16 protein-coding genes are annotated in these 18,458 nt (G+C 63.3%); 3 read left to right on the top strand and 13 right to left on the bottom strand.

All coding sequences use genetic code 11. From position 1 onward, the window contains the following. Positions 1-241: 241 nt before the first annotated feature. The 7 genes from JWQ90_RS12665 to JWQ90_RS12635 all read right to left on the bottom strand — a co-directional run bounded on the left by JWQ90_RS12665 (position 242) and on the right by JWQ90_RS12635 (position 8,812). Positions 242-757, bottom strand: coding sequence for a VOC family protein (locus tag JWQ90_RS12665; RefSeq protein WP_299694407.1), 516 nt, complete (start codon positions 755-757; stop codon positions 242-244). Between the two features lie 19 nt (positions 758-776). Further along, a complete protein-coding gene (locus tag JWQ90_RS12660) occupies positions 777-2,420 on the bottom strand; it encodes a hypothetical protein (RefSeq protein WP_299694404.1) in 1,644 nt (547 codons plus the stop codon). Continuing rightward, complete coding sequence (locus JWQ90_RS12655; RefSeq protein WP_299694401.1) at positions 2,417-3,319, bottom strand: SDR family NAD(P)-dependent oxidoreductase; 903 nt, start codon at positions 3,317-3,319, stop codon at positions 2,417-2,419. The genes JWQ90_RS12660 and JWQ90_RS12655 overlap by 4 nt, the downstream gene beginning before the upstream one ends. Further along, on the bottom strand, positions 3,309-4,574 hold the full coding sequence (locus JWQ90_RS12650) for a sulfotransferase (RefSeq protein WP_299694398.1): 1,266 nt from the start codon (positions 4,572-4,574) through the stop codon (positions 3,309-3,311). The genes JWQ90_RS12655 and JWQ90_RS12650 overlap by 11 nt, the downstream gene beginning before the upstream one ends. Positions 4,575-4,674: 100 nt before the next feature. Continuing rightward, positions 4,675-6,045 (bottom strand): hypothetical protein, encoded by a 1,371-nt coding sequence (locus JWQ90_RS12645; RefSeq protein WP_299694395.1) that lies wholly within the window; start codon positions 6,043-6,045, stop codon positions 4,675-4,677. Further along, positions 6,045-7,457, bottom strand: a complete 1,413-nt coding sequence (locus tag JWQ90_RS12640; RefSeq protein ID WP_299694392.1) for an acyl-CoA reductase — start codon at positions 7,455-7,457, stop codon at positions 6,045-6,047. The genes JWQ90_RS12645 and JWQ90_RS12640 overlap by 1 nt, the downstream gene beginning before the upstream one ends. Beyond that, on the bottom strand, positions 7,454-8,812 hold the full coding sequence (locus tag JWQ90_RS12635; protein ID WP_299694389.1) for a hypothetical protein: 1,359 nt from the start codon (positions 8,810-8,812) through the stop codon (positions 7,454-7,456). Before JWQ90_RS12635 ends, JWQ90_RS12640 begins: the two co-directional genes overlap by 4 nt. 285 nt (positions 8,813-9,097) lie before the next feature. On the opposite strand from JWQ90_RS12635, the gene JWQ90_RS12630 reads away from it, so the two are divergent. Genes JWQ90_RS12630 through JWQ90_RS12620 form a run of 3 tightly spaced genes read left to right on the top strand, consistent with a single transcriptional unit; the run spans position 9,098 to position 12,406 of the window. After that, positions 9,098-10,258 carry a sulfotransferase gene (locus JWQ90_RS12630; protein WP_299694386.1) on the top strand — a complete coding sequence of 387 codons (1,161 nt, stop codon included), beginning with the start codon at positions 9,098-9,100 and terminating at the stop codon, positions 10,256-10,258. 1 nt (position 10,259) lies between these two features. Then, the gene (locus JWQ90_RS12625; RefSeq protein ID WP_299694383.1) at positions 10,260-11,459 is read left to right on the top strand and encodes a DUF1214 domain-containing protein; all 1,200 of its coding nucleotides are present in this window, start codon (positions 10,260-10,262) and stop codon (positions 11,457-11,459) included. 29 nt (positions 11,460-11,488) lie between these two features. Beyond that, positions 11,489-12,406 (top strand): oxidoreductase, encoded by a 918-nt coding sequence (locus JWQ90_RS12620; RefSeq protein WP_299694379.1) that lies wholly within the window; start codon positions 11,489-11,491, stop codon positions 12,404-12,406. Between the two features lie 93 nt (positions 12,407-12,499). Here JWQ90_RS12620 and JWQ90_RS12615 read toward each other — a convergent pair whose 3' ends face one another. The 6 genes from JWQ90_RS12615 to JWQ90_RS12590 all read right to left on the bottom strand — a co-directional run bounded on the left by JWQ90_RS12615 (position 12,500) and on the right by JWQ90_RS12590 (position 18,357). After that, positions 12,500-13,489 carry an aldo/keto reductase gene (locus tag JWQ90_RS12615; RefSeq protein ID WP_299694376.1) on the bottom strand — a complete coding sequence of 330 codons (990 nt, stop codon included), beginning with the start codon at positions 13,487-13,489 and terminating at the stop codon, positions 12,500-12,502. Positions 13,490-13,504: 15 nt separating this feature from the next. After that, positions 13,505-13,708 carry a tautomerase family protein gene (locus tag JWQ90_RS12610; protein ID WP_299694373.1) on the bottom strand — a complete coding sequence of 68 codons (204 nt, stop codon included), beginning with the start codon at positions 13,706-13,708 and terminating at the stop codon, positions 13,505-13,507. 29 nt (positions 13,709-13,737) lie between these two features. Continuing rightward, positions 13,738-14,490 (bottom strand): enoyl-CoA hydratase/isomerase family protein, encoded by a 753-nt coding sequence (locus JWQ90_RS12605; protein WP_299694370.1) that lies wholly within the window; start codon positions 14,488-14,490, stop codon positions 13,738-13,740. A 37-nt stretch (positions 14,491-14,527) separates the two neighbouring features. Then, positions 14,528-15,715, bottom strand: a complete 1,188-nt coding sequence (locus tag JWQ90_RS12600) for a cytochrome P450 (RefSeq protein ID WP_299694367.1) — start codon at positions 15,713-15,715, stop codon at positions 14,528-14,530. Positions 15,716-15,797: 82 nt separating this feature from the next. Next, a complete protein-coding gene (locus tag JWQ90_RS12595; protein ID WP_299694364.1) occupies positions 15,798-16,736 on the bottom strand; it encodes an SDR family NAD(P)-dependent oxidoreductase in 939 nt (312 codons plus the stop codon). A 295-nt stretch (positions 16,737-17,031) separates the two neighbouring features. Beyond that, entirely contained in the window at positions 17,032-18,357 is a 1,326-nt protein-coding gene (locus JWQ90_RS12590) for an MFS transporter (RefSeq protein WP_299694361.1), read from the bottom strand. Between the last annotated feature and the right edge of the window lie 101 nt (positions 18,358-18,458).

Here is an 18,458-nt window from a genome sequence, read left to right as displayed (position 1 = left end):
TATTTTATATTTTTGACGCCTGCGCTCATTCCGCACGGCGCAATGCATAAACGATCTAATGCCGTCGATGCAGGGGTATATGAATGTATGCGGGATCATTGCTCCGCGGTTTGGAGAACGCAACGTCCGGCAAAAACGGGTAGCAGAATACTTCCCAGTCAGCAGAATAATTCATGCGAACCGCCGGAAAACCGGGGCGTTCGATCGTCGCAGGGACATGACGCTGAAACCATATCGACCTTCAATTGCGCGGCACCGAACTCATCCAGGAACGCCCCAGTTCGCTGAACCAGACGTATTCGATGAAATGTCCGCAGCGATGCCGGAAATCGGCGTAGCAGGCGAGCGACAGACCGTTGTTCATATCCCGTGTGATCTGTACGGGCAGATCGACGCCCTCGCCTTTGAGTTCGGCGAACTTCGCCTCGTACTGTTCAACTGTGTCGAAAGCCTGGCAGAGATGGTGAAACCGTAGCTGGAAGTCTCTCGTGTCGGTGAGCGCCGTCCGGTAGAACGCACATTCACCGGCCATCGGCTCGATGATCTCGATCTGGCTGTCACCGACATACGCAAGCGCGAGCGCTATCGTCGCGGTTTTGCCGGGAGCAACGGCATATTCGAAACGGCGGTTGGTATACCAGTCCCGAATCCCATGCGCCCGGCCAAGCTGCTCCTGGGCGCGGTCGATGTCGGTCGTGACGTAGGCCGTCTGGAAATAGCCGGGGTACATTGTGTTGAAGGCTCGCGTCTCGGCCATGCGGGTCTCTCCGAATGACTTAGGAAGCCGGTGCTGCAGCAGGCTTGGGCAACACCCTGACCCAGCCCAGACCGCCGCCGCAGGGACAATCCAGCGCGCCGTTGGGTGCAATCTCCAGCGCTGTCCCTACCGGATTGAATCGCTGACTGCTACCGAGCTCGTATTTGAACTTGAGCTGTCCGGTGTTCCAGTCGATGCCTTCGAGTGTCCAGACGCCGTTCTCGGTGCCGATGTAATACAGCACATCGTTGCCGTCGATGATCGGCAGCATGGTCGCGAAGCTGCGCTGCGTGCGCCACTGGTGGTCGAAGCTGCGGCTGCGCGGATTCCATTCGAGCTTGAGGCCGGCGCGTGGCGTGTATTCCGGTTTCTTGCCCACGCCGAATGCAAACGCCAGGAACTCGTCCATCGACGCATAACCGCCGCCTTCGGCGGTCGATACGAACCCGACATCCCTGGCGTAGTTTCCCACCGCCATGTCGTTGCCGAAGAACACGCCGTAGCCCTTCACGGCATTGGTGAATTCCTTGATCGAGCCCTTTGCATGGTATTCATCGCCGTAGTACGCCGGCGCACGCGCCGCGAGGCGGCGGTCCTCGCCGGGCAAGCCCTTCCAGTCGTGTGGAATCTTGTCGCGCCAGTAGGCCATCACATAGGGCTCGGTTCCCGAGGACAGAATAATCAGCTTGTCCTCGTCGTCGCCCCAACCCATCATGTTGGGCGACGTGCCGGAACCTCTGGGGCCGGAGTCGTAAGCGACGCGCCAGGCGCCGTCCGCCTCATCCCGAGAAAACTTTTTGCCGGTCCATTGCACACGGTGCAGATAATCGCGCGGCAGGATGTAGATGCCGCCATCGTCGTCCAGCGAGAGCACGTTGCGCACGAACAGGTTGAGGGTCTCGTTGTCTTTGCCGGCCGCACCGGGCGTGGCGTTGATCGGATCGTGGGCCAGCGAGATGCGATCCAGCAGTTTCAGATCGCGCGAGATCGCAAACAGCGTTCCGTCGGTCAGCATCGCGAGCACCGTTCCATCGAAGGTCATGCTGATGCTGAAGAGCATGGCCTTGAACGGGTCCGCATCCGGCAGGGTCAGTTCGCGCCGCAAAGCGATAGCGGAGGCAGGGTCGCCTTCGACGGCATCGCCATAGACACGCAGCTGGATGCGCTTGTTTGCCAGGTCGTTGACGCCGAGATACTGCTCGTTCTCGTTGCTGACGAAGTTGTGATAAATCGTATAGACGACGGGCGCCAGGTCGGTGCTGATCGGCGGGATCGCCACTGCCAGTTGTTCCTTGCCGCTGAGACTGTCGATCCTGTCCACATGGCGCCGGACTGCCTCGGCCGTCATGCGGATGCCGATCGGCAAGACTTCCGTCTCGGCCAGCACCGCTCTGCTGTCGGCGTCGTACTTGTAGAGCAGCGAGCCGCCGCCGGTCCAGGCCACTCTTCTGCCATCGGGATACACACCCGAGTAACGAATGCTGGTGATGTATCCGCCGGCGGGCAGCCAGCTGATCTCGTCGGCACTCAGCGGACGGCCGATATCGCCGAAGCCGATCGCCGGCGTATTGAGTGCGATCGCAACGTTGACGTGGCCGGTCGTATACGAGGAGTCGGCGAGGAAGGGGTGTTTAGGGACGGGCCGACGCGTATTGGGTTTCATGCTGCACCTCGGTCTTTCGCTCTGGTCTGTTCCGCTTCCTTGTGCAGCAGATCGAGCGAAGGCAGGTGCGAGTTGATGGTCCAGCCGCCGTCGACCGGCACGATCAGGCCGGTCAGATACTTGGATTCGCGGGAGCCGAGGAACAGCGCCAGGTTGGCCATGTCACCGCCTTCTCCCATGCCGAGCAAGGGCGCGGTCCGTATGGCCCAGCCGAAGGAACCGACTTCGCCTTCCCATGCCGCCGCCTCTGCCTTATCCGCAGCGGCCGGCGCCTCGCCGGGAATCACGCCGACGCAGATGCAATTGCAGCGAATGCCGTTGGGCGCTTCCTCGATGGCAATCGAGCGGGTAAGCCCAAACAGGGCCGACTTGCCGGACGAGTAACCGGCCAGGCCGGCTTGCGCCTGCATGCCCGATTGCGACGAGACGTTGATGATCGAGCCGCCGCCCGCCTTGGCGATCTCGGGGATCGAATACTTGCAGCACCAGAACACCTGGGTCAGCGTTCCGAGTATCAGTTGCTGCCAGTTCTCCGTGGAGATGTTTCGTACCGATCCGTCTCTGCGCGAGGTAGCGCTGCCGCTGGCGTCACCCGCGATCGCGGCGTCGTAGACGAATTCCGTCGGGCAGGCGTTGTTGACCATGATGCTCAGCTTGCCGAAGGTATCGACGGCGGTCTTGATCAGGTTCTTGACGTCCTCTTCGATCATCACATCCGCGCGCACGAAAATTGCGCTGCCGCCTTTGGCCGCGATCTGCGCTACCACCCTGTTGCCGGCCTCTGCGTTCCTGCCCGATACGACGACTTTTGCCCCTTCCGCCGCATAGCGCTCCGCGACGAAACGCCCCAGGCCCTTGGTTGAACCGGTGACGATGGCCACTTCATTTTCAAGTCTCATTGCTTCCTCCTTGGTTACCTAGCCATTCCGCGAAGCGCTGCCGATAGCCCGCGAATGCTTGCTCGACCGCCGTCTTGGTCAGGCCATAGCGTTCGAGCGAATAGGAAATTTTTCCGTAGCGGTACTGCGGATTTTCGTCCTGCCAGCCGAGCATTGCGGCTTCGCCATCGGGCGTGAGCACCCGCTCGCGGACGGCGTAAATCCCGCGGATGACGGCGATCGGATCGTGGACGATGTCGTCGTAGCGCACGTCGATGATTCCCGATGATGATTCGAGCCGCTTGCGTTGCGGCAGATAGCGCGACATCTCGTCGGCGTAGATGCGCAGGTAGTCCGCGCCCAGCGCGACGAGATCGAGATCATTGGCCATGAGGCCGCGGAAGCCTTCGGCGGCGCGTATCGTCGAGGCCATGGACGTGCTGACATCGCGGTGGCAATGCACCAGCGTCACGCCCGGAAACGTGTCGATCAGCGCCTGCAGGTCGCCGAGATGCGTGGTGGCCTTGAGCACCCAGGGCCGGCCGCGACGGCCGCCGCCCTGCCACTGCAGGTACTGCAACAGAATCTTTTCGTAGGCATAGAAAGCCTGCCGCGGCCGGTCACGCACCCAGGCATGAAACGAGGGAACGCGATACTGAGTCAGCGGCAGAATGCCCTCGAAGGACATCTCCATCATGAAGACGTCTTCTTCGGTTTCTTCGGCCGCCATCGGATGCGCGGCGAGAAAATCGGGTTGCTGTGCGAGCGCCTCGGCCTGTACTTGCGCCAGCGCAATGCGTGCGTCGGGCTCACCGCGTTTCCAGCCCGGCAGCGGCGCGGGATTGAGCAGCAGCCAGAATGGCGTTCTCTGCACCGCCGGATCGTTGGACAGCATGCGCTGCAGCTTGGTGGTGCCGGTGCGCGGCAGACCGACGATCACGATCGGATCGGACACGTCCTCGTCGAGTATCTCCGGATACCGCTTGAGGTCCTGCTGCAGCCGCAGGCGGTTCACCAGGCACTGGACCATCCGCGCGCGCGTGCCGAGAAGACCGATCGCGCTCAGGTTTGCTTCGGCTATGATCGAGCGCATCAGCTGCGTGAGCGGCTCGATGAAAGCCTCGTCGCCGTAGTCGTCCAGCCCGGCCTCCTTTGATGCCGCCGCAAGCAGCGCAGCGGGCTCCAGATCCTTCAGTCCTGGATCGGCACCGCTGTTCTCAACGCCCGATTCGAGCCGCACACCGGTGGGTGACCTGCTTTCTGCTTCTACATTCACGGGAATCTCCTCCGTAGTTGGGCTCTGGTCGCCCTTTTGTTGTAGTGATCTGCGACGGCGTATTGCGTCCGCGTTTTGTTGGCTTCGTGGTGATACCGGCCTACGCCACTGCGCTGCCGAGCGCACCGCGCACGTAGGCGTCGATGGTGCCCGCGCAGTTCACCCGATCGTCGCCGCCCGGCAGATCCAGATAGCGCACGATCGTGTCGAGGATGCTCGGGCCCGGGCACCCGCAGGGACAGGGCTTGAGATCGACCGTGCCGTGGTCGCCGCTGATCAGCGCGCCCCAGCGCCCTTCGAGGGCGAGATCGAAGAAGCCGAGTCGGCCGGTCAAGCGGCCGTCCTTCGGCTCGAGAATCCGCTCGCTGTCCTTGTCCAGGACGATTGGGATCATCCAGGGCGCAATGTGATAGCGGCGCTGCGAGCAGGCCGGCATGATGGTCGAGAGTTCGGCCATGCCATAGAGCAGCAGATAGCGGGAATTGTCGAGCCGCAGCGCCTGCTGGAGCTGTTCCTTGAAGTCTGGCGGGAGAACGATTCCCTTGAGACCGCCGCCGGCGAGGATGACGGAATCAGGGTGCACTCCGCTTGCCAGACCGCGATCGACCGCCGTCTTGACGAGCCTGTATTCCGGTCCCCAGGTCCCGATGAACAAACAGGGTTCATTGCGATGGCGTACCACCGCGTCCGCCAAGCGTTCGAGCGACTGCTGCATCTCGACCTGCTTTTCCGCGCTTTTCTGTTCGAAAGCGTCGATTTCGCTCGGCGTCGCGGTACCGGCGCCGATCGCCTTGCGCAAGCGGCCCAGGCTGTTGACGTCGGTTACGCGCAGCGGCTGGTCGGACAGGTAATAGATCGCGTCCGGGCGTCCGAAATCGCGCGCGATGCGGCCGAAGCTGTCCATCATCCGGTGCGAGCCCTTGACCGGGAACAGGGCGAACACGGGGCGGCTCTGGTCCGGCACCGCGCCGGTGGCCCAGCGCCAGGCGAGCCGGAACATCGCGAGGTCGCGTTCACGATCCTTGGCGCTGGCGTGGAACAGCGACACGCGGCCCGAAGTGCCGGAAGAGACGTAAAGATACTGGCCCGCGTCGCGCAGCCGCGCCAGCCATTCATCGATGTCCTGCACGCCCTCGACATCGACTTGCGCGATGTTTGCGCCGGCGGAAGTCGCCTCGACCCAGGAGCCGAGCGCTTTCCAGTTGCGCTGCTCGACCAGCGACTCCGGATAGCTCTTGTAAGTGGCGTCGGAGAAAAATAGCGGCAGCATGTCGGCAAGGCCGGAGATGCGCTCCGTGCCGGTGTCCTGGGAACGCTGATCCAGCACCGGCATCTGCTGGCGCAGTTGCTGGAAGCGCTCGTCGGCTGCTTGCAGTTGCAGCGCACGGACATCTTCGAGACGGTAGTAGAAGGGGTCTTCGTCGTCGATGCGTGCGAGGAGTTGATCCAGTGCCGTGGTCGTGCCGGCCATCACTCGGACTCCTCGTCGCTGACCCAGCGCATCAGCCGTTGCAAGGGCAGAAAACCATCGTGCGGCAGGCCCTGGCCGGTGGTGGCGAGGCCGATCGCCGAGCCGAGCGTCACCACTCGCTGCACGCCGGCATTCGCCAGCGCGTCGCGGACTTCGGCCTTGCGCTCGCGCGGGTAGATGCCCACGGTCTGCGTGGCGACCGAGGCGTAGCGCACCGCATCGCGCAGGCTGGCGACGGGAATGACGTTGACGGTCTTGGCGATCGGGTGGAAGTCCACCGGCTCGTTCGAGCGCACGACCAGCCCGCGGCCGTCGTAGTGGCCGAAGACCGCGTGCGTGCCGGTAAAGCGCAGCCCCTCGACCGTGTCGCGGATGTCGGCCGGTGTTTTCCAGATCTTGCCATCGCCCCAGAAGCGGTCGACCGCCAACTGGCGCGCCAGCGCCGCGCAGTAGCGGTCGACCTCTTTGACGTCGCCTTCGACGAATTGATGACGGCTGGAGGCACAGCCTTCCTGATTCATCATGTTGACGTCTTCCGCCGCCAGCCCGGCAACTCGCTCCAGCGTCTCGGCGTCGCAGAACGCTTCGCGGCCGATCATCGACATCGAAACCTTGGGATCGAATTGCACCAACTCGAATCCGGGGCCGACGTATTTCAGCGCGTGACGGATCGTGGCTTCGCCGCCCCAGGCGACGAGCTTGTCGAAATACTGCGGCCGGTAGATCAGGCGTTCGACAGCCTCGTCGCCGCCGCGCCAATAAGCGGCGGAGAAGGAGCGCACGGTCGGGTGGTCGGGCGCGATGTCGGCCATCGTGCGCAGAATCGCCGTCGCCGTGAACAAATCATTCGACGGCAGCTTGAGCAGATTGATGCCCTTGGTCAGCGCGCCGCGAATGATGCTGATGGACGCCGCCGGCGGCCCGTTGCCGGCCATGATATGCACCAGCCGCGGCGGGAAGGCGCGGACCTGACAGCTCGGCGCATTGGGTTTGTACACCGGCACCCAGCCGTCGATGACGCCGGGACCGAGTTCGCGCTCGACCTGGTAGCCCAGGGCCCCGGGCTCGAAAGTCTGGCCGATCACCCGGTAGGTGTTCTCGACCACGCGCCGGCTGTGCCGGCTCGAGGCGGAGATCAGATCGAGTGCTTCGGCAAGATGAGGATTGGTGTCGAGATTCAGACGGCGTCCGGTTTCGCCGAGCAGGTCCAGGATCTCGCGCAGCGGAACTTCGAAGGCCGGGCCCGGCTCGCTGCGCGGGCGGACCAGGGCGTCGAGATCAAGTTTGGGCGTCAGAAACAGGTCGCCGACGCGCGACCGGTGTTCAACCGCATCGCCGAACACCGCCTTGCCGTGAACGATATGCGGCACCTTGATGACTTTGCCGACCACCGTGCCCGTCAAGCTGCTCATAAAGTCTCGCCTCCGATTACGCCACGCACATAGGTATCGATGGTTCCGGCGCAGCTCACTTTGTCGTCGCCTCCGGGGAGGTCGCGGTAGCGCACGATGTCGTGCAGCAGCGAGGGACCGCGGCGACCGCAGGCACAAGGCGTCAGCTGCAGCGTGCCGTGATCCCCCGATACCAACGCGCCCCAGTGGCCGTCCATGCTGACGTCGAAAAAAGCGAGACGGCCGCTGACGCGTCCGTCCTCCGGCGCGAGCAATTGCTCGCCGGATTTGTCGAGTACGAGCGCCACATGCCACGGCGGCAGGTGATAGTGGCCGGCCGCGCATTGCGGCATGAACGGCGTCAGCTCGGTCATGCCGTAGAGCGAGAGATTGCGCGCGGGCTTGAGGCCCAGAATGCTCTCGATCTGTTCGCGGTAGTCGTTCGGCAGCACCGCGCCTTTTAGCCCGCCGCCGGTCTGGAACAAGGTATCGGGATGCAGACCGCCAACAAGCCCGGAGGTCTTGGCGGCTTGCGCCAGCGCGAACATCGGAGCCCAGGTTCCGACGAAGAACGAGGGCTCGTCGCGGTGTCGGGTCACGGCCTCGCCCATGCGTCTCATTGCCTCACGCGAAGCTGCTTGCTTGGCGGCGACCGCAAGTTCAGCCGCGTGGATATCGCCGGGCGTGGCGGTGCCCGCGGCGATGTCCTTGCTCAGGCGCGCCATGCGATTGACCTCGCTGACGAGCAGCGGCGTGTCGCTGAGAAAATAGGTGGCGTCAGGCCGGCCGAAGTCGCGCACGACGATGCCGAAGGTATCCATCATGCGATGGGCGCCGCTGCGCGGCATCAGCGCGAACACCGGGCGGCTGCGGTCCGGCTGCACGCCTGCCTTCCAGCGCCACGCAGAGCGGAAACCGCGTACGTCCATTTCGCGGTCGGCCTGGCTGACCTGGAAGATTGAACAGCGGCCGGAGGTGCCGCTCGAAACGTAGACGGTGTGACCGTGGTCGGCCAGCCGCGCGATCCAGCCGTCGATGTCGGTGACGCCATCGTAGTTAAGTTGCGCGGCGCCGGCCGAAGTCGACAAGGCATCCAGCCAGGCGCCGAGCGCGTTCCATTTTCTCTGGGCGATGAAGGAGTCCGGATAGCTCTTGTAGGTCGCGTCAGAGAACATCAGCGGCACCAGATCGCGGACCTGCGTGATCTTCTCGATTCCGCAATCCGAGGCCCGCCGGTCGAGCACTGGCATCGCGCCGCGTGCACGCTCGAAGCGCTGATGTGCAGCAGCGAGCTGCAGCTCGCGCACATCGCTCAGACGGTAGTCGTAGGGGTCATCAGCGCCAACGAAGGATGTCAGTTGCTCGATGAAGTTCACGCACTCACCTGTAGGCCCGCGCCGCAACGGTGGCTGCATGCTACACAAGCGTTCTTCGGCTTAGTCAGCCATCCGGCGACTCGCCAATAACATTCAGCAGCATCCTTCAAAAAGAGCAGAAATGTTCCTGCCAATCGACGCTGCATTCGACCAAGATAGCGGCGTTGACACCATCTTCTTTCAGGGCATTGGAGCACGGCATTGGCGAATCACGGGGTGGCCGCAGCCAGGCAAACTGCGGGTGATGATTCTGCGGAGACTTCATTGCTTGAAACGCGGGCCTTGATGGCCGCCGCCAGTGAGCAGGCGGGTCTGGACGATTTCGGCGACCTGGGATTCGTCCAACGCTGTGCCTGGTGGCTGCAATGCGTGGCGAGCGAGGCCCACCTGGATGCAGCGGCCTTTGATCGCCTCGGCATGGTGATCGTCGGCTGGCTGATCAACCGGCTGCGCTGGGTGGACGATCTTAAAAAGCATCCGGAGATCAACGATGAGATCGTGCGCGCCCCGGTCTTCGTTACCGGCATGCCGCGCACGGGAACCACCAAGCTGCAACGCGTACTGGCGGCCGATCCCGCCGTGCAAAGCCTGCCGTTCTGGCAAATCCTGAACTACGCACCGGTGCCTGGCCATCGCGCTGGCGAGCCGGATCCGAGAATCGCCATCGGCTCCGGCTACATCGATCTGATCGCGCAGCATTCCGCGGATTTTCTGACTGCGCATCCGGCCTTCGTCGATGCGCCGGAAGAAGAGTCTTTCGTCATCGAAACGGATTTCCAATCCCAGGCCAATTGCACGCGCCTGCGCGCGCCCTCGTTCTGGCAGCGCGTGAACGGCAATCCGGATCGCGAGTCGCTCGCGTACTTCAAGCAGATCCTGCAATACATCCAATGGCAGCGTGGCGCCGAGGGCCAGCGACCCTGGGTGCTGAAGTCGCCGCTGCACATCGGCAATCTCGATTCGCTGTTCGAGGTTTTCCCGGACGCGGTCGTGGTGCACACCTATCGCGATCCGCTGGTCGCGCTGCCGTCGAGCTGCAGGATCGTCGAAGTGTTCCGGCACCTGCTGACCCATGACATCGACCTGGCCGAACTCGGCGCCGAGCAGCTCATCTGGTGGTCGCAGATACTGAACCGTCATCTGGAACAGCGAGATCGCCTGAACAACGGCCGGATCTTCGATATCTGCTATGACGACATCCATCACGACGTGATCCCGGCCGTGCGCGATCTCTACGCCAACAGCGGTCGGTCTCTGGACGAGAGTGTCGCCAAAGCGATGCTGGCCTGGGAAGCCAGCAACCCGCAGCACCCGTTCGGCCAGCACCGGTATTCACTGGAGCGTTATGGGCTGACAGCGGAGCAGTTGCAATCCGCATTCTCGGCTTACATCAAACAGTGTGGCGAACGCTTCGGCCGCATCGGCGTGAAAACCTCAGGAGCATGAGATGAGCAAGGACTACGATTTCCGTGCGCTGGCCACGCGGCTGGTGGAAACCCTGCTGCGCCGCGGCGATGAAGTGGTTTTCGGCGACAAGCAGATCACCGACGATTTACTGCAAGGCGAGGCGCTGCGTTACTTCACCCGCGTTTTTTCGGCGGGCCTGGTGTCCCAGCTCGAGGGCAACACCCCGGACTATCCGAGCTTCATCAAGATCATCTCGCCCTGGCTGAACTGGGGCTACACCAACCCCGACGGCACCTACTCCTTCGTCAATCTCCACGGCGATTACTCCTACCGCATTTTCGGCAAGCGCGGCACGGCGAAGCTGTTCGATATCGAGATGTGGGACGGCGATATCGCGCAGCTCAGCAAGGCGGTCAGCATCGGCGGCATGCGCGACATCGTTGGCGGCAAGAGCGACATGCACTTCGAGGAGGATGGCAGCTTCGAGGTGATCTTGAGCAAGGAGCAGCAGGGCAGGAACTGGGTGAAGTTGCCGGAAGGCCACGCGCATCTGTATATCCGCCAGTGGTATTACGACTACGAGAACGAGGTCCCCGGCGATTTCTATATCGAACGAATCGGTGCGACCTATCCGCGGCAGGCGCTGACCGCCAAGCATCACGTCGACAATTTCGAGCGCCTGATCAACTTCGTCGACACGGTATGGGCGCCGCTGAAGCAGGGCATTGCGCTGCACTATCAGGGCGAGCCCGGCGTCGTGCCGTTCCCGTCGGGCCTGATCGGCGAGGGCAATGCCTTCCGCGCCCAGCGCTACGGCCGTGGACGTTTCACGCTGGGTCCGGATGAGGCCATCATTCTCGAAGTCACGCCGCCGCAGGCGCAATACTGGATGTTCGGGCTGATGAGCCCGTTCTGGGAAATCTACGACTGGCTTGGCCGGCAGGTTTCAATCAACGGACATCAGGCGGTGATCGACGACGACGGCAAGTTTCGCGCGGTGATCGCGCACCAGGACCCCGGCGTGCCGAACTGGCTCGATGCGAGCGGTCATCGCCACGGCCTGATCGCCGCGCGCTACAACTGGAGCGACGACGTGCCGATTCCGACGCTGAAGACCGTGCCATTCAGCACGCTGAAGGATGAACTGCCCGCCACGACGCGCCGCATTTCGCCCGAGGAGCGCAGCGAGATCCTGCGGCGTCGCTTACTGTCGCAGCGCCGCCGCGGCGTCGATTGGTAGTAGACGCAGCGGCGAGGTGCGAAGTCCATATGAGCTGGAAACCTTGGGATGGCCCCGCGATCCGCGATCAATGCGGACGCGTTGCCGTGATCACCGGCGCCAACTCCGGACTGGGCTTGCAGATCGCCAGCGTCTTGGCGCAACGCGGGGCGACGGTCGTGCTGGCTTGTCGCAGCGAACAGCGGGCGCAGGATGCGGCCGCCGCTATCGGCGAGAAAACCGGCTCCAGAACAATAGAAACCTTGCAGGTCGATCTGGGAAGTCTGGATTCGGTCCGAACGGCAGCCGATGTCCTGGCCCGGCGACATGCCCGCATTGATCTGCTGATCAACAATGCCGGCATCGCGACGCCGCCGTTCGCCGTATCGGCGGAAGGCGTCGAGTCGCAGATGGCGGTCAACCACCTCGGGCATTTCGTCTGGACCGCCTTGCTGCTGGGTTCGCTGCTGAAAGCGCCGGGATCGCGGGTGGTCGGAATCAGCAGCCTGGCCTATCACGTCGCGCACGATATTCCGGATGATTGGCGGGGCGGCGCTGCCAACTACCAGCCATTCCTGGCCTACGCACGATCGAAGCTGGCGATACTGCTGTTCACCCGTGCGTTGCAGCTTCGGCTGGATCGCGCCGGGGCTTCGACGATCGCGGTCGCTGCGCATCCGGGCGGCGCGCGTACCGATCTGATCCGGTCGCCGATGGGGGGAATGAAACCCTCGCTGGCGAAAAGCCTGCTGCAATTTCAGAGCGCTGAAAAAGGCGCGTTGCCGGCGCTGCGCGCGGCGCTCGATCCGCAGGCAAAAGGCGGCGAGTTCTTTGCACCCGGCGGGCCGATGCAGCTCTGGGGTTTGCCGGTGCGTGTGCGTATGCCAGGCCGTGCCGGCAGCCCCAATCTGCAGGACAAGCTCTGGCGGATGTCGGAGCAGGCCGCGAACCTGCAGTTTCCGCTTTAAGACGATGCGAGGTTATGAAATGACGACGAGCCTGCTGATCGCATTGACCAACCCGGTTCCGGGCCTGATCGGCAGGGCGATGCGCGCAGCATCTCAACTTTTGTTGTCGCTCCAGGCGACGCGCTTCTGAAACTCGAACGATGCGCCGACGGCACGATCGGCGACGGTGTCGAGTTCCAGCAGGTCCTGCTTGCTCAGCTTCAAATCGAGCGCTGCGACATTTTCTTCCAGCCACCTGCGGCGCTTGGTGCCGGGAATCGCGACCACGCTGACGCCGAGCCGCTGCGCTTGTGCACGCACCCATTCGAGCGCGACATGCGAAGTCGGCACGCCATAGCGTCTGGCGACGTCGCGCACCGAGTCGACGATCGCCTGGTTCGCGGCCGCCGCGTCGCCGGTGAAACGCGGATTGACCTTGCGCAGATCGCTGTCTTCGAGCTTGTCTATCTCGAGCGCGCCGGTCAAAAATCCGCGGCCCAGCGGGCCGAATGGAACCAGGCCGACGCCGAACTCGGCCATCGTCGGCGTGATCGTTTCGACTTCACGCGTCCACATCGAATATTCCTGCTGGACGGCGGCGATCGGAGCGACCGCGCAGGCGCGGCGCACGATGTCGGCCGTCACGTTGGACAGGCCGATTGCACGAACCTTGCCTTCCTTGACCAGTTCCGCCATCGCGCCGACGGTCTCTTCGATCTCGGCGTTGCGCGGCATCTGGTGGATGTAATACAGATCGATGTAGTCGGTTTCCATGCGCACCAGCGAGGCTTCGCAGGCGCGCCTGACGTAGGCGCGATCACCGCGGACCGTCCACGCCAGATCACCGCCGGTGCGGTCGATGCCGAACTTGGTCGCGATCTCCACCTTCTTGCGGAAGCCGTGTACGGCGCGGCCCAGCAGCACTTCGTTGTGGCCCGAACCGTAGATGTCGGAGGTGTCGAAGAACGTCACGCCGAGATCTGCGGCGCGCTGGATGGTCGCGACCGATTCGTCCCAGTCGCTGTGTCCGCGGAACTCGCTCATGCCCATGCAGCCGAGCCCCTGTTCCGATACTTCCAAAGTACCGAGCTTGACGCGATTCATGCGGCTTTCCTCTTGTCAGCCAGCGGCCGGCGGTTTGGCGCCGCCCGGAATATTGCCCGCGACCATGATATGGGTCAGCGGCAGTTCGTGGAGAAAGATGCGGATCGCCGAGCGATTCGCGTTGATGCTTTTCTCGATCGCCTCGGTGATGGCGAGCATCAGATCATGCTTCTGCTGATCGGTCTTGCCTTCCGAGATGTGGATGTGAACCAGCGGCATCTGAGGCTCCTACAAGTGGCGACGAATATTCAGTTCTGCTCGGGTCCGCGAACGCCGATCGCATGCTGGCCAAGTCCCTCGATCGCGAGACCGTAGCTGAGGTCTTCGCGAAAGCCGCGACGCTCGCGCGAGCGCAATGCGGCGCGCGTGTAGGCGATCACGGCCGGTGCTTTCTCGGTGATAGCCGCGGCGAGTTCGTGAGCGCGGCTCAGCAGCTGCTCGCGAGCATGCAGTTCGTGCACGAAACCCAGACGCAGCGCCTCGTTCGCGTCGATGCTGTTGCCGGTCAGCAGAAAATAGGCGGCGCGGCTGGGGCCGAGGCGATCGCTCCACACCAGCTGCACACCATCACCGGGTACCACGTTGCGAGGAAAGTGGGCGCGGTCAGCGAACTCGGCTTCGGGGCAGGCGAGCACGATGTCGGCCATCACCGCGATCTCCGAATGCACGAGTGCCGGCCCATTGACTGCCGCGATCACGATGATGTCCAGATCGAGTAGCCCGCACAGCAGGCGCCGCCCGCCCGACCATATGTCTCGCCACGACATCTTGCGAAATTCGGTGGCTTCGATGTTGGCGCAGAACACGTCGCCGGTGCCGGCCAGAATCAGCACGCTGGTCTGACGATCCAGCGCGAGCCAGGCGAACAGTTCGATCAGTTCGCGCTCGGCGCTGGCCTGCCAGATCAGTGGCCCGCCGCCGGTATGCAGCAGCACTTCGGTGACGCCACCGCTGCGGCTCAGTTTAAGATGCTTCCAATCCGGGACCTGCTCGAATGCCATACAGAACTCCGCGTTGCGCGTTGTGGCCAGTTCTGACTCAGACCGTGACCATCAGCGTACGCGGTCCGCGAACCCAGTAGGAAGGCAACCACTCGATCGGCCCGGTGGTGGCGCGACGCAGCGTCGGCATGCGCTCCATCACACGCGCCAGCGACGCGATGACCTCCTGTCGGCCGAGCATGTTTCCGAGGCAGAAATGTGGGCCGAAGCCGAAAGCCATGTGGCCGCGCTTTTCGCGGTCGATGTTGAATGTGTCCGGATCCTTGAACTGGCGCTCGTCGCGGTTCGCCGAACCCCAGCAGCCGATCACTGCTGCGTCTTTCGGGATCGTCACGCCGCCGACTTCGACCTCGCGCATCGTCCACAGGAACACGGTCTGCACCGGCGCCTCATAGCGCAGCACTTCGTCGATCGCATCTGGAATGCGTGCCGGGTTGTTCTTGATGATCTCGAACTGCTCCGGATGATCCCAGAGTACCGCCATCACGCTGCCGAGCAGATGTGCCGTGGTTTCGTTGCCGCCATTCAGCAGCAGGATCGCCAGCGACAGAATCTCTTCGTCGGTCAGGCTGTCGCCGGCATCCGCAGCGCGGACGAAATCGGAGATCACATCGTCGCCCGGATTCTTGCGCCGCTCCGCGATCAGCGCGAGGAAGTACGCGCGCGACTCCCTGATTGCCAGCCGGATGTTGTCGTGCTGGGCCGGCGTCATCGACGCGCGCTGACTGGCGCTGAGCATCGTGCTGCTCCAGCGCCGGAAGTCCTGGACGCGGCTCAGGTCGGTGTTCATGAACAGCGCGATCACGTCGAGCGGAATCAACTCGGAGAAATCGTGCTGGAAATCGAAAGTGTGTCCGGGCGTGACCAGCGGATCGATCTTGGAGTCGATGATCTTCTTGATCTTCTCTGCCAGCGACAGCAGCCGCGCCGGACGGAACGCAGGATTCACCAGGCGGCGCAGACGTGTGTGGATGGGCGGATCGGACGCGACCAGTGATTCCGCCTCGGGCGCGTAGTCGAATTCGCCGAGGCTGATCTCGTGGAATTTCTCGTTGGAAAAAACGCCGGGCTGGTTGGCGATCCCGCGCACGTCTTCATAGCGGCCGACCCACCAGCTGTTCAGTTCCGGAACAAACAGCACGCGCTGTTCGCGCAGATACTTATAGGCTTCGTAAGGGTTCTGCTGGTAATCCGCGCTGAGCGGATTGAAGGTCTTGGTGGTCATAGGCAATGACACTCCTGAAGTGAATCGTGCATGCGAGTGGCGTCGCGAATTCGCCGCCTCTCTTTTTAAGGGTTCGGCGCAGCTACTTCTTGAGCGCGGCCATGCCGGGTGGTTCGCCCAGCTTCAGATCCGGAAATCGGCAGCCGAACATGTCGGCATTGATCATCGGACCGACCGCCTCCGGCTCAAAGCGCACATGGCCTTCCGGTGGCCAGTGCAGCTCGCCGGCTCGCCACGGCGTACACAGGCCGATGCCGCCGCCGACGGTGTTGAACACCTGCCCGGACACGTGCTGCGACTGGTCCGACAACAGCCAGGCCAGCAGCGGCGAGGAATTGCCGGCGTCCATGGGATGCATCGCGTCGGCGCTCGACGATTCCGCCTGGGCGAAAGCCGGCCCGGCCATGCGCGTCAGCGCGCGGGGCCCATAGGCATTGATGCGTACGCCGTAGGCCAGGGCTTCGCGGCTGCCGCAGGTGGTCAGGTGTGCGATGCCGGCCTTGGCCGCACCGTAGATCGTGTAGTTAGGCAGGCTCACCAGCAGCGCGTCGGAGATCGTGTTGATCACCGAGGCTTTCGGGTTATCGCCTCTCAGGAAACGTTCGCGCCAGTAGTGGCAGGCATGATGGGTGATCGCGAACGTGCCTTTAAGATGCACACGTGTAATCGCATCGAAATCGTCTTCGGTCAGATCGGCCAGTTCTACCTTGCGCAGGTTGCCGGCGTTGTTGACCAGACCGTCGAGTTTGCCGAACTGGTCGATGCCGGCGCGCACCGCGGCTTCGGCGCCTTTCCAGCTCGATATATCGTCGGTGTTGGCGACCGCGGCTCCGCCGATGGCGCGAATTTCACCGACGACGCTTTCCGCCAGCTCCGAGCTTCTGCCTGCACCGCTCATGTCGGTGCCGAGGTCGTTGATCACCAGGCTCGCGCCCTGCTGGGCGAACAGCAACGCGTGTGCGCGGCCAAGGCCGCGGCCCGCGCCAGTGACCAGAATCACCTTGCCCTCCAGCAGCTTCATCTCGCTCTCCTCACGTCTTGAATCTATATTTTTATAACCGCGATTCTGTACATCGTCGGGTCCGGCGTCGGGTCCAGCATGTCCCGCGGATTCATGCGAGCCGAAGCCGCTACCGCCTACCGGCTCGATGTCCTCGGAGTCTGCCACGTCGCTTCGATACCGGCGACGCCGAGCATCGAGGTGCGGCAGCGTTGATCAACCCGTTACGCAACGCGGAAACCGATATGAGCCAAACGTTTGGTATGGTAACAGCGCGATATTGCCGGTGCAATCGTCGGCCGAGCGTCGAGCTTGCTCATGGGGGATTGGCTTCGGGTCGGCGGCTTGCGAGCCAGAACATCGCTGCAGCGAGCAGGCTGACGATGGGCGTCACCGCGAGCGCCCAGCGCAAGGCTTCGGCGGGTCCCATGGAGGCGCTCAATGCGTCGCTGATGGCGCCGACCGAAACCGGGCCCAGGCCCAGGCCGACCAGACTGGTGACGAGCAAGGAGATGGCTGCGGCGGTCGCGCGTGAGCGCTCCGAGACGATGGTCTGGATCGATGCGTACAGCGGGCCCGGCCAGAGTGTGTTGAGGATGGCCGCCGGGATCAGAAGCGTGACCGCCAGCCAGAAGCTCTTGACCAGCACCACCGGCAGAAACATCGGTGCAACCGTCACACAAGAAATAGCGGCGACGATCGCGTAGCCGCGCACGCGCCCCCGTCCGTAGTGGTCGGCGATCAGACCGCCGCTGACCATGCCGATGGCACCGCCGATGCCCAGGATCAAGCCGAGAATGACACCGATGACGGCCTGCGGCCCCATAGCCGCGCTCACACCGGCCAGCGCATCGTGGTGCACGCGCATAAAGAACGAGGCGATGAAAGCGCCCTGCGCATAGGTGACCAGAGCGCCGAATGAAGCGCCGGCGGTCAGCAGCCAGTAGGCCGGCTTGCCGAGCAGTTCGGTCATCGTCAGCTTCAGGCTGGGCGGCAGGGCCGATCGTGACCCGGCACCGGCGCGATTCGGGTCCTTCAGCGTCGCCAGTAGCAGGCCAGTGAGCAAAACCCCCGGCACGCCGGCGATGATGAATGACAGGCGCCAGCCATAAGCCTCACTGACGATGCCGCCCATCGCCATGCCCAGCAGCACGCCCAGCGGCGATCCGACCATGAAGATCGAAATGGCCCGAGCGCGTCGCGCGGGCGGCGTGTACTCGGCGATCATCGAATGGGCCGCCGGCAAGCAGCCGGCTTCGCCCATGCCGACACCGATACGCGTCAGCAACAGCCCGCCCAGGGTATTGACCAGGCCGCAGGCGACGGTGAATCCGCTCCAGCACAGCAGGCTGCCGCCGATGACGTGAACCCGATTGCGGCGCTCGGCGAGCCGCGCCAACGGAATGCCGAGTGTCGTATACAGCAGTGCGAACGATAGCCCGGTGATCAGTCCGAGCTGCTTGTCGCTGATATGAAGATCGGCCTTGATCGATTCGGCGACGATGTTGACGATCTGCCGATCGAGGAAATTCAGCATGTAGACGATCATCAGCACGAATAGCCCATAGGCGCCCAGACGATAAGGGGTGGGTTCTGCCGGTGTCGACGAGCTTGCGTTCGGTGTAGTCGGGGGCGCTTCCATACTCTCCATTCCCGCTCAGGGAGTGCTTCATCTTTCGGCTAATGCAGCGGATGTCCGCGCACGCGGATCGCACTACGACTCCGGGGCTTGAACTCGCCTCG

The sequence above is a fragment of the Hydrocarboniphaga sp. genome (assembly GCF_028291725.1).
Taxonomy (GTDB): Bacteria; Pseudomonadota; Gammaproteobacteria; order Nevskiales; family Nevskiaceae; genus Hydrocarboniphaga.
The sequence above is the reverse complement of the archived record's forward strand: the minus strand, read 5'-3'. Positions and strand labels throughout refer to the sequence as shown.

What these genes read in the sequence shown, in the direction of transcription:
- JWQ90_RS12665 (WP_299694407.1), bottom strand. Translation starts at nt 757, where the DNA reads ATGGCCGAGACGCGAGCCTTCAACACAATGTACCCCGGCTATTTCCAG.
- JWQ90_RS12660 (WP_299694404.1), bottom strand. Translation starts at nt 2,420, where the DNA reads ATGAAACCCAATACGCGTCGGCCCGTCCCTAAACACCCCTTCCTCGCC.
- JWQ90_RS12655 (WP_299694401.1), bottom strand. Translation starts at nt 3,319, where the DNA reads ATGAGACTTGAAAATGAAGTGGCCATCGTCACCGGTTCAACCAAGGGC.
- JWQ90_RS12645 (WP_299694395.1), bottom strand. Translation starts at nt 6,045, where the DNA reads ATGGCCGGCACGACCACGGCACTGGATCAACTCCTCGCACGCATCGAC.
- JWQ90_RS12640 (WP_299694392.1), bottom strand. Translation starts at nt 7,457, where the DNA reads ATGAGCAGCTTGACGGGCACGGTGGTCGGCAAAGTCATCAAGGTGCCG.
- JWQ90_RS12630 (WP_299694386.1), top strand. Translation starts at nt 9,098, where the DNA reads ATGGCCGCCGCCAGTGAGCAGGCGGGTCTGGACGATTTCGGCGACCTG.
- JWQ90_RS12625 (WP_299694383.1), top strand. Translation starts at nt 10,260, where the DNA reads ATGAGCAAGGACTACGATTTCCGTGCGCTGGCCACGCGGCTGGTGGAA.
- JWQ90_RS12620 (WP_299694379.1), top strand. Translation starts at nt 11,489, where the DNA reads ATGAGCTGGAAACCTTGGGATGGCCCCGCGATCCGCGATCAATGCGGA.
- JWQ90_RS12615 (WP_299694376.1), bottom strand. Translation starts at nt 13,489, where the DNA reads ATGAATCGCGTCAAGCTCGGTACTTTGGAAGTATCGGAACAGGGGCTC.
- JWQ90_RS12610 (WP_299694373.1), bottom strand. Translation starts at nt 13,708, where the DNA reads ATGCCGCTGGTTCACATCCACATCTCGGAAGGCAAGACCGATCAGCAG.
- JWQ90_RS12605 (WP_299694370.1), bottom strand. Translation starts at nt 14,490, where the DNA reads ATGGCATTCGAGCAGGTCCCGGATTGGAAGCATCTTAAACTGAGCCGC.
- JWQ90_RS12600 (WP_299694367.1), bottom strand. Translation starts at nt 15,715, where the DNA reads ATGACCACCAAGACCTTCAATCCGCTCAGCGCGGATTACCAGCAGAAC.
- JWQ90_RS12595 (WP_299694364.1), bottom strand. Translation starts at nt 16,736, where the DNA reads ATGAAGCTGCTGGAGGGCAAGGTGATTCTGGTCACTGGCGCGGGCCGC.
- JWQ90_RS12590 (WP_299694361.1), bottom strand. Translation starts at nt 18,357, where the DNA reads ATGGAAGCGCCCCCGACTACACCGAACGCAAGCTCGTCGACACCGGCA.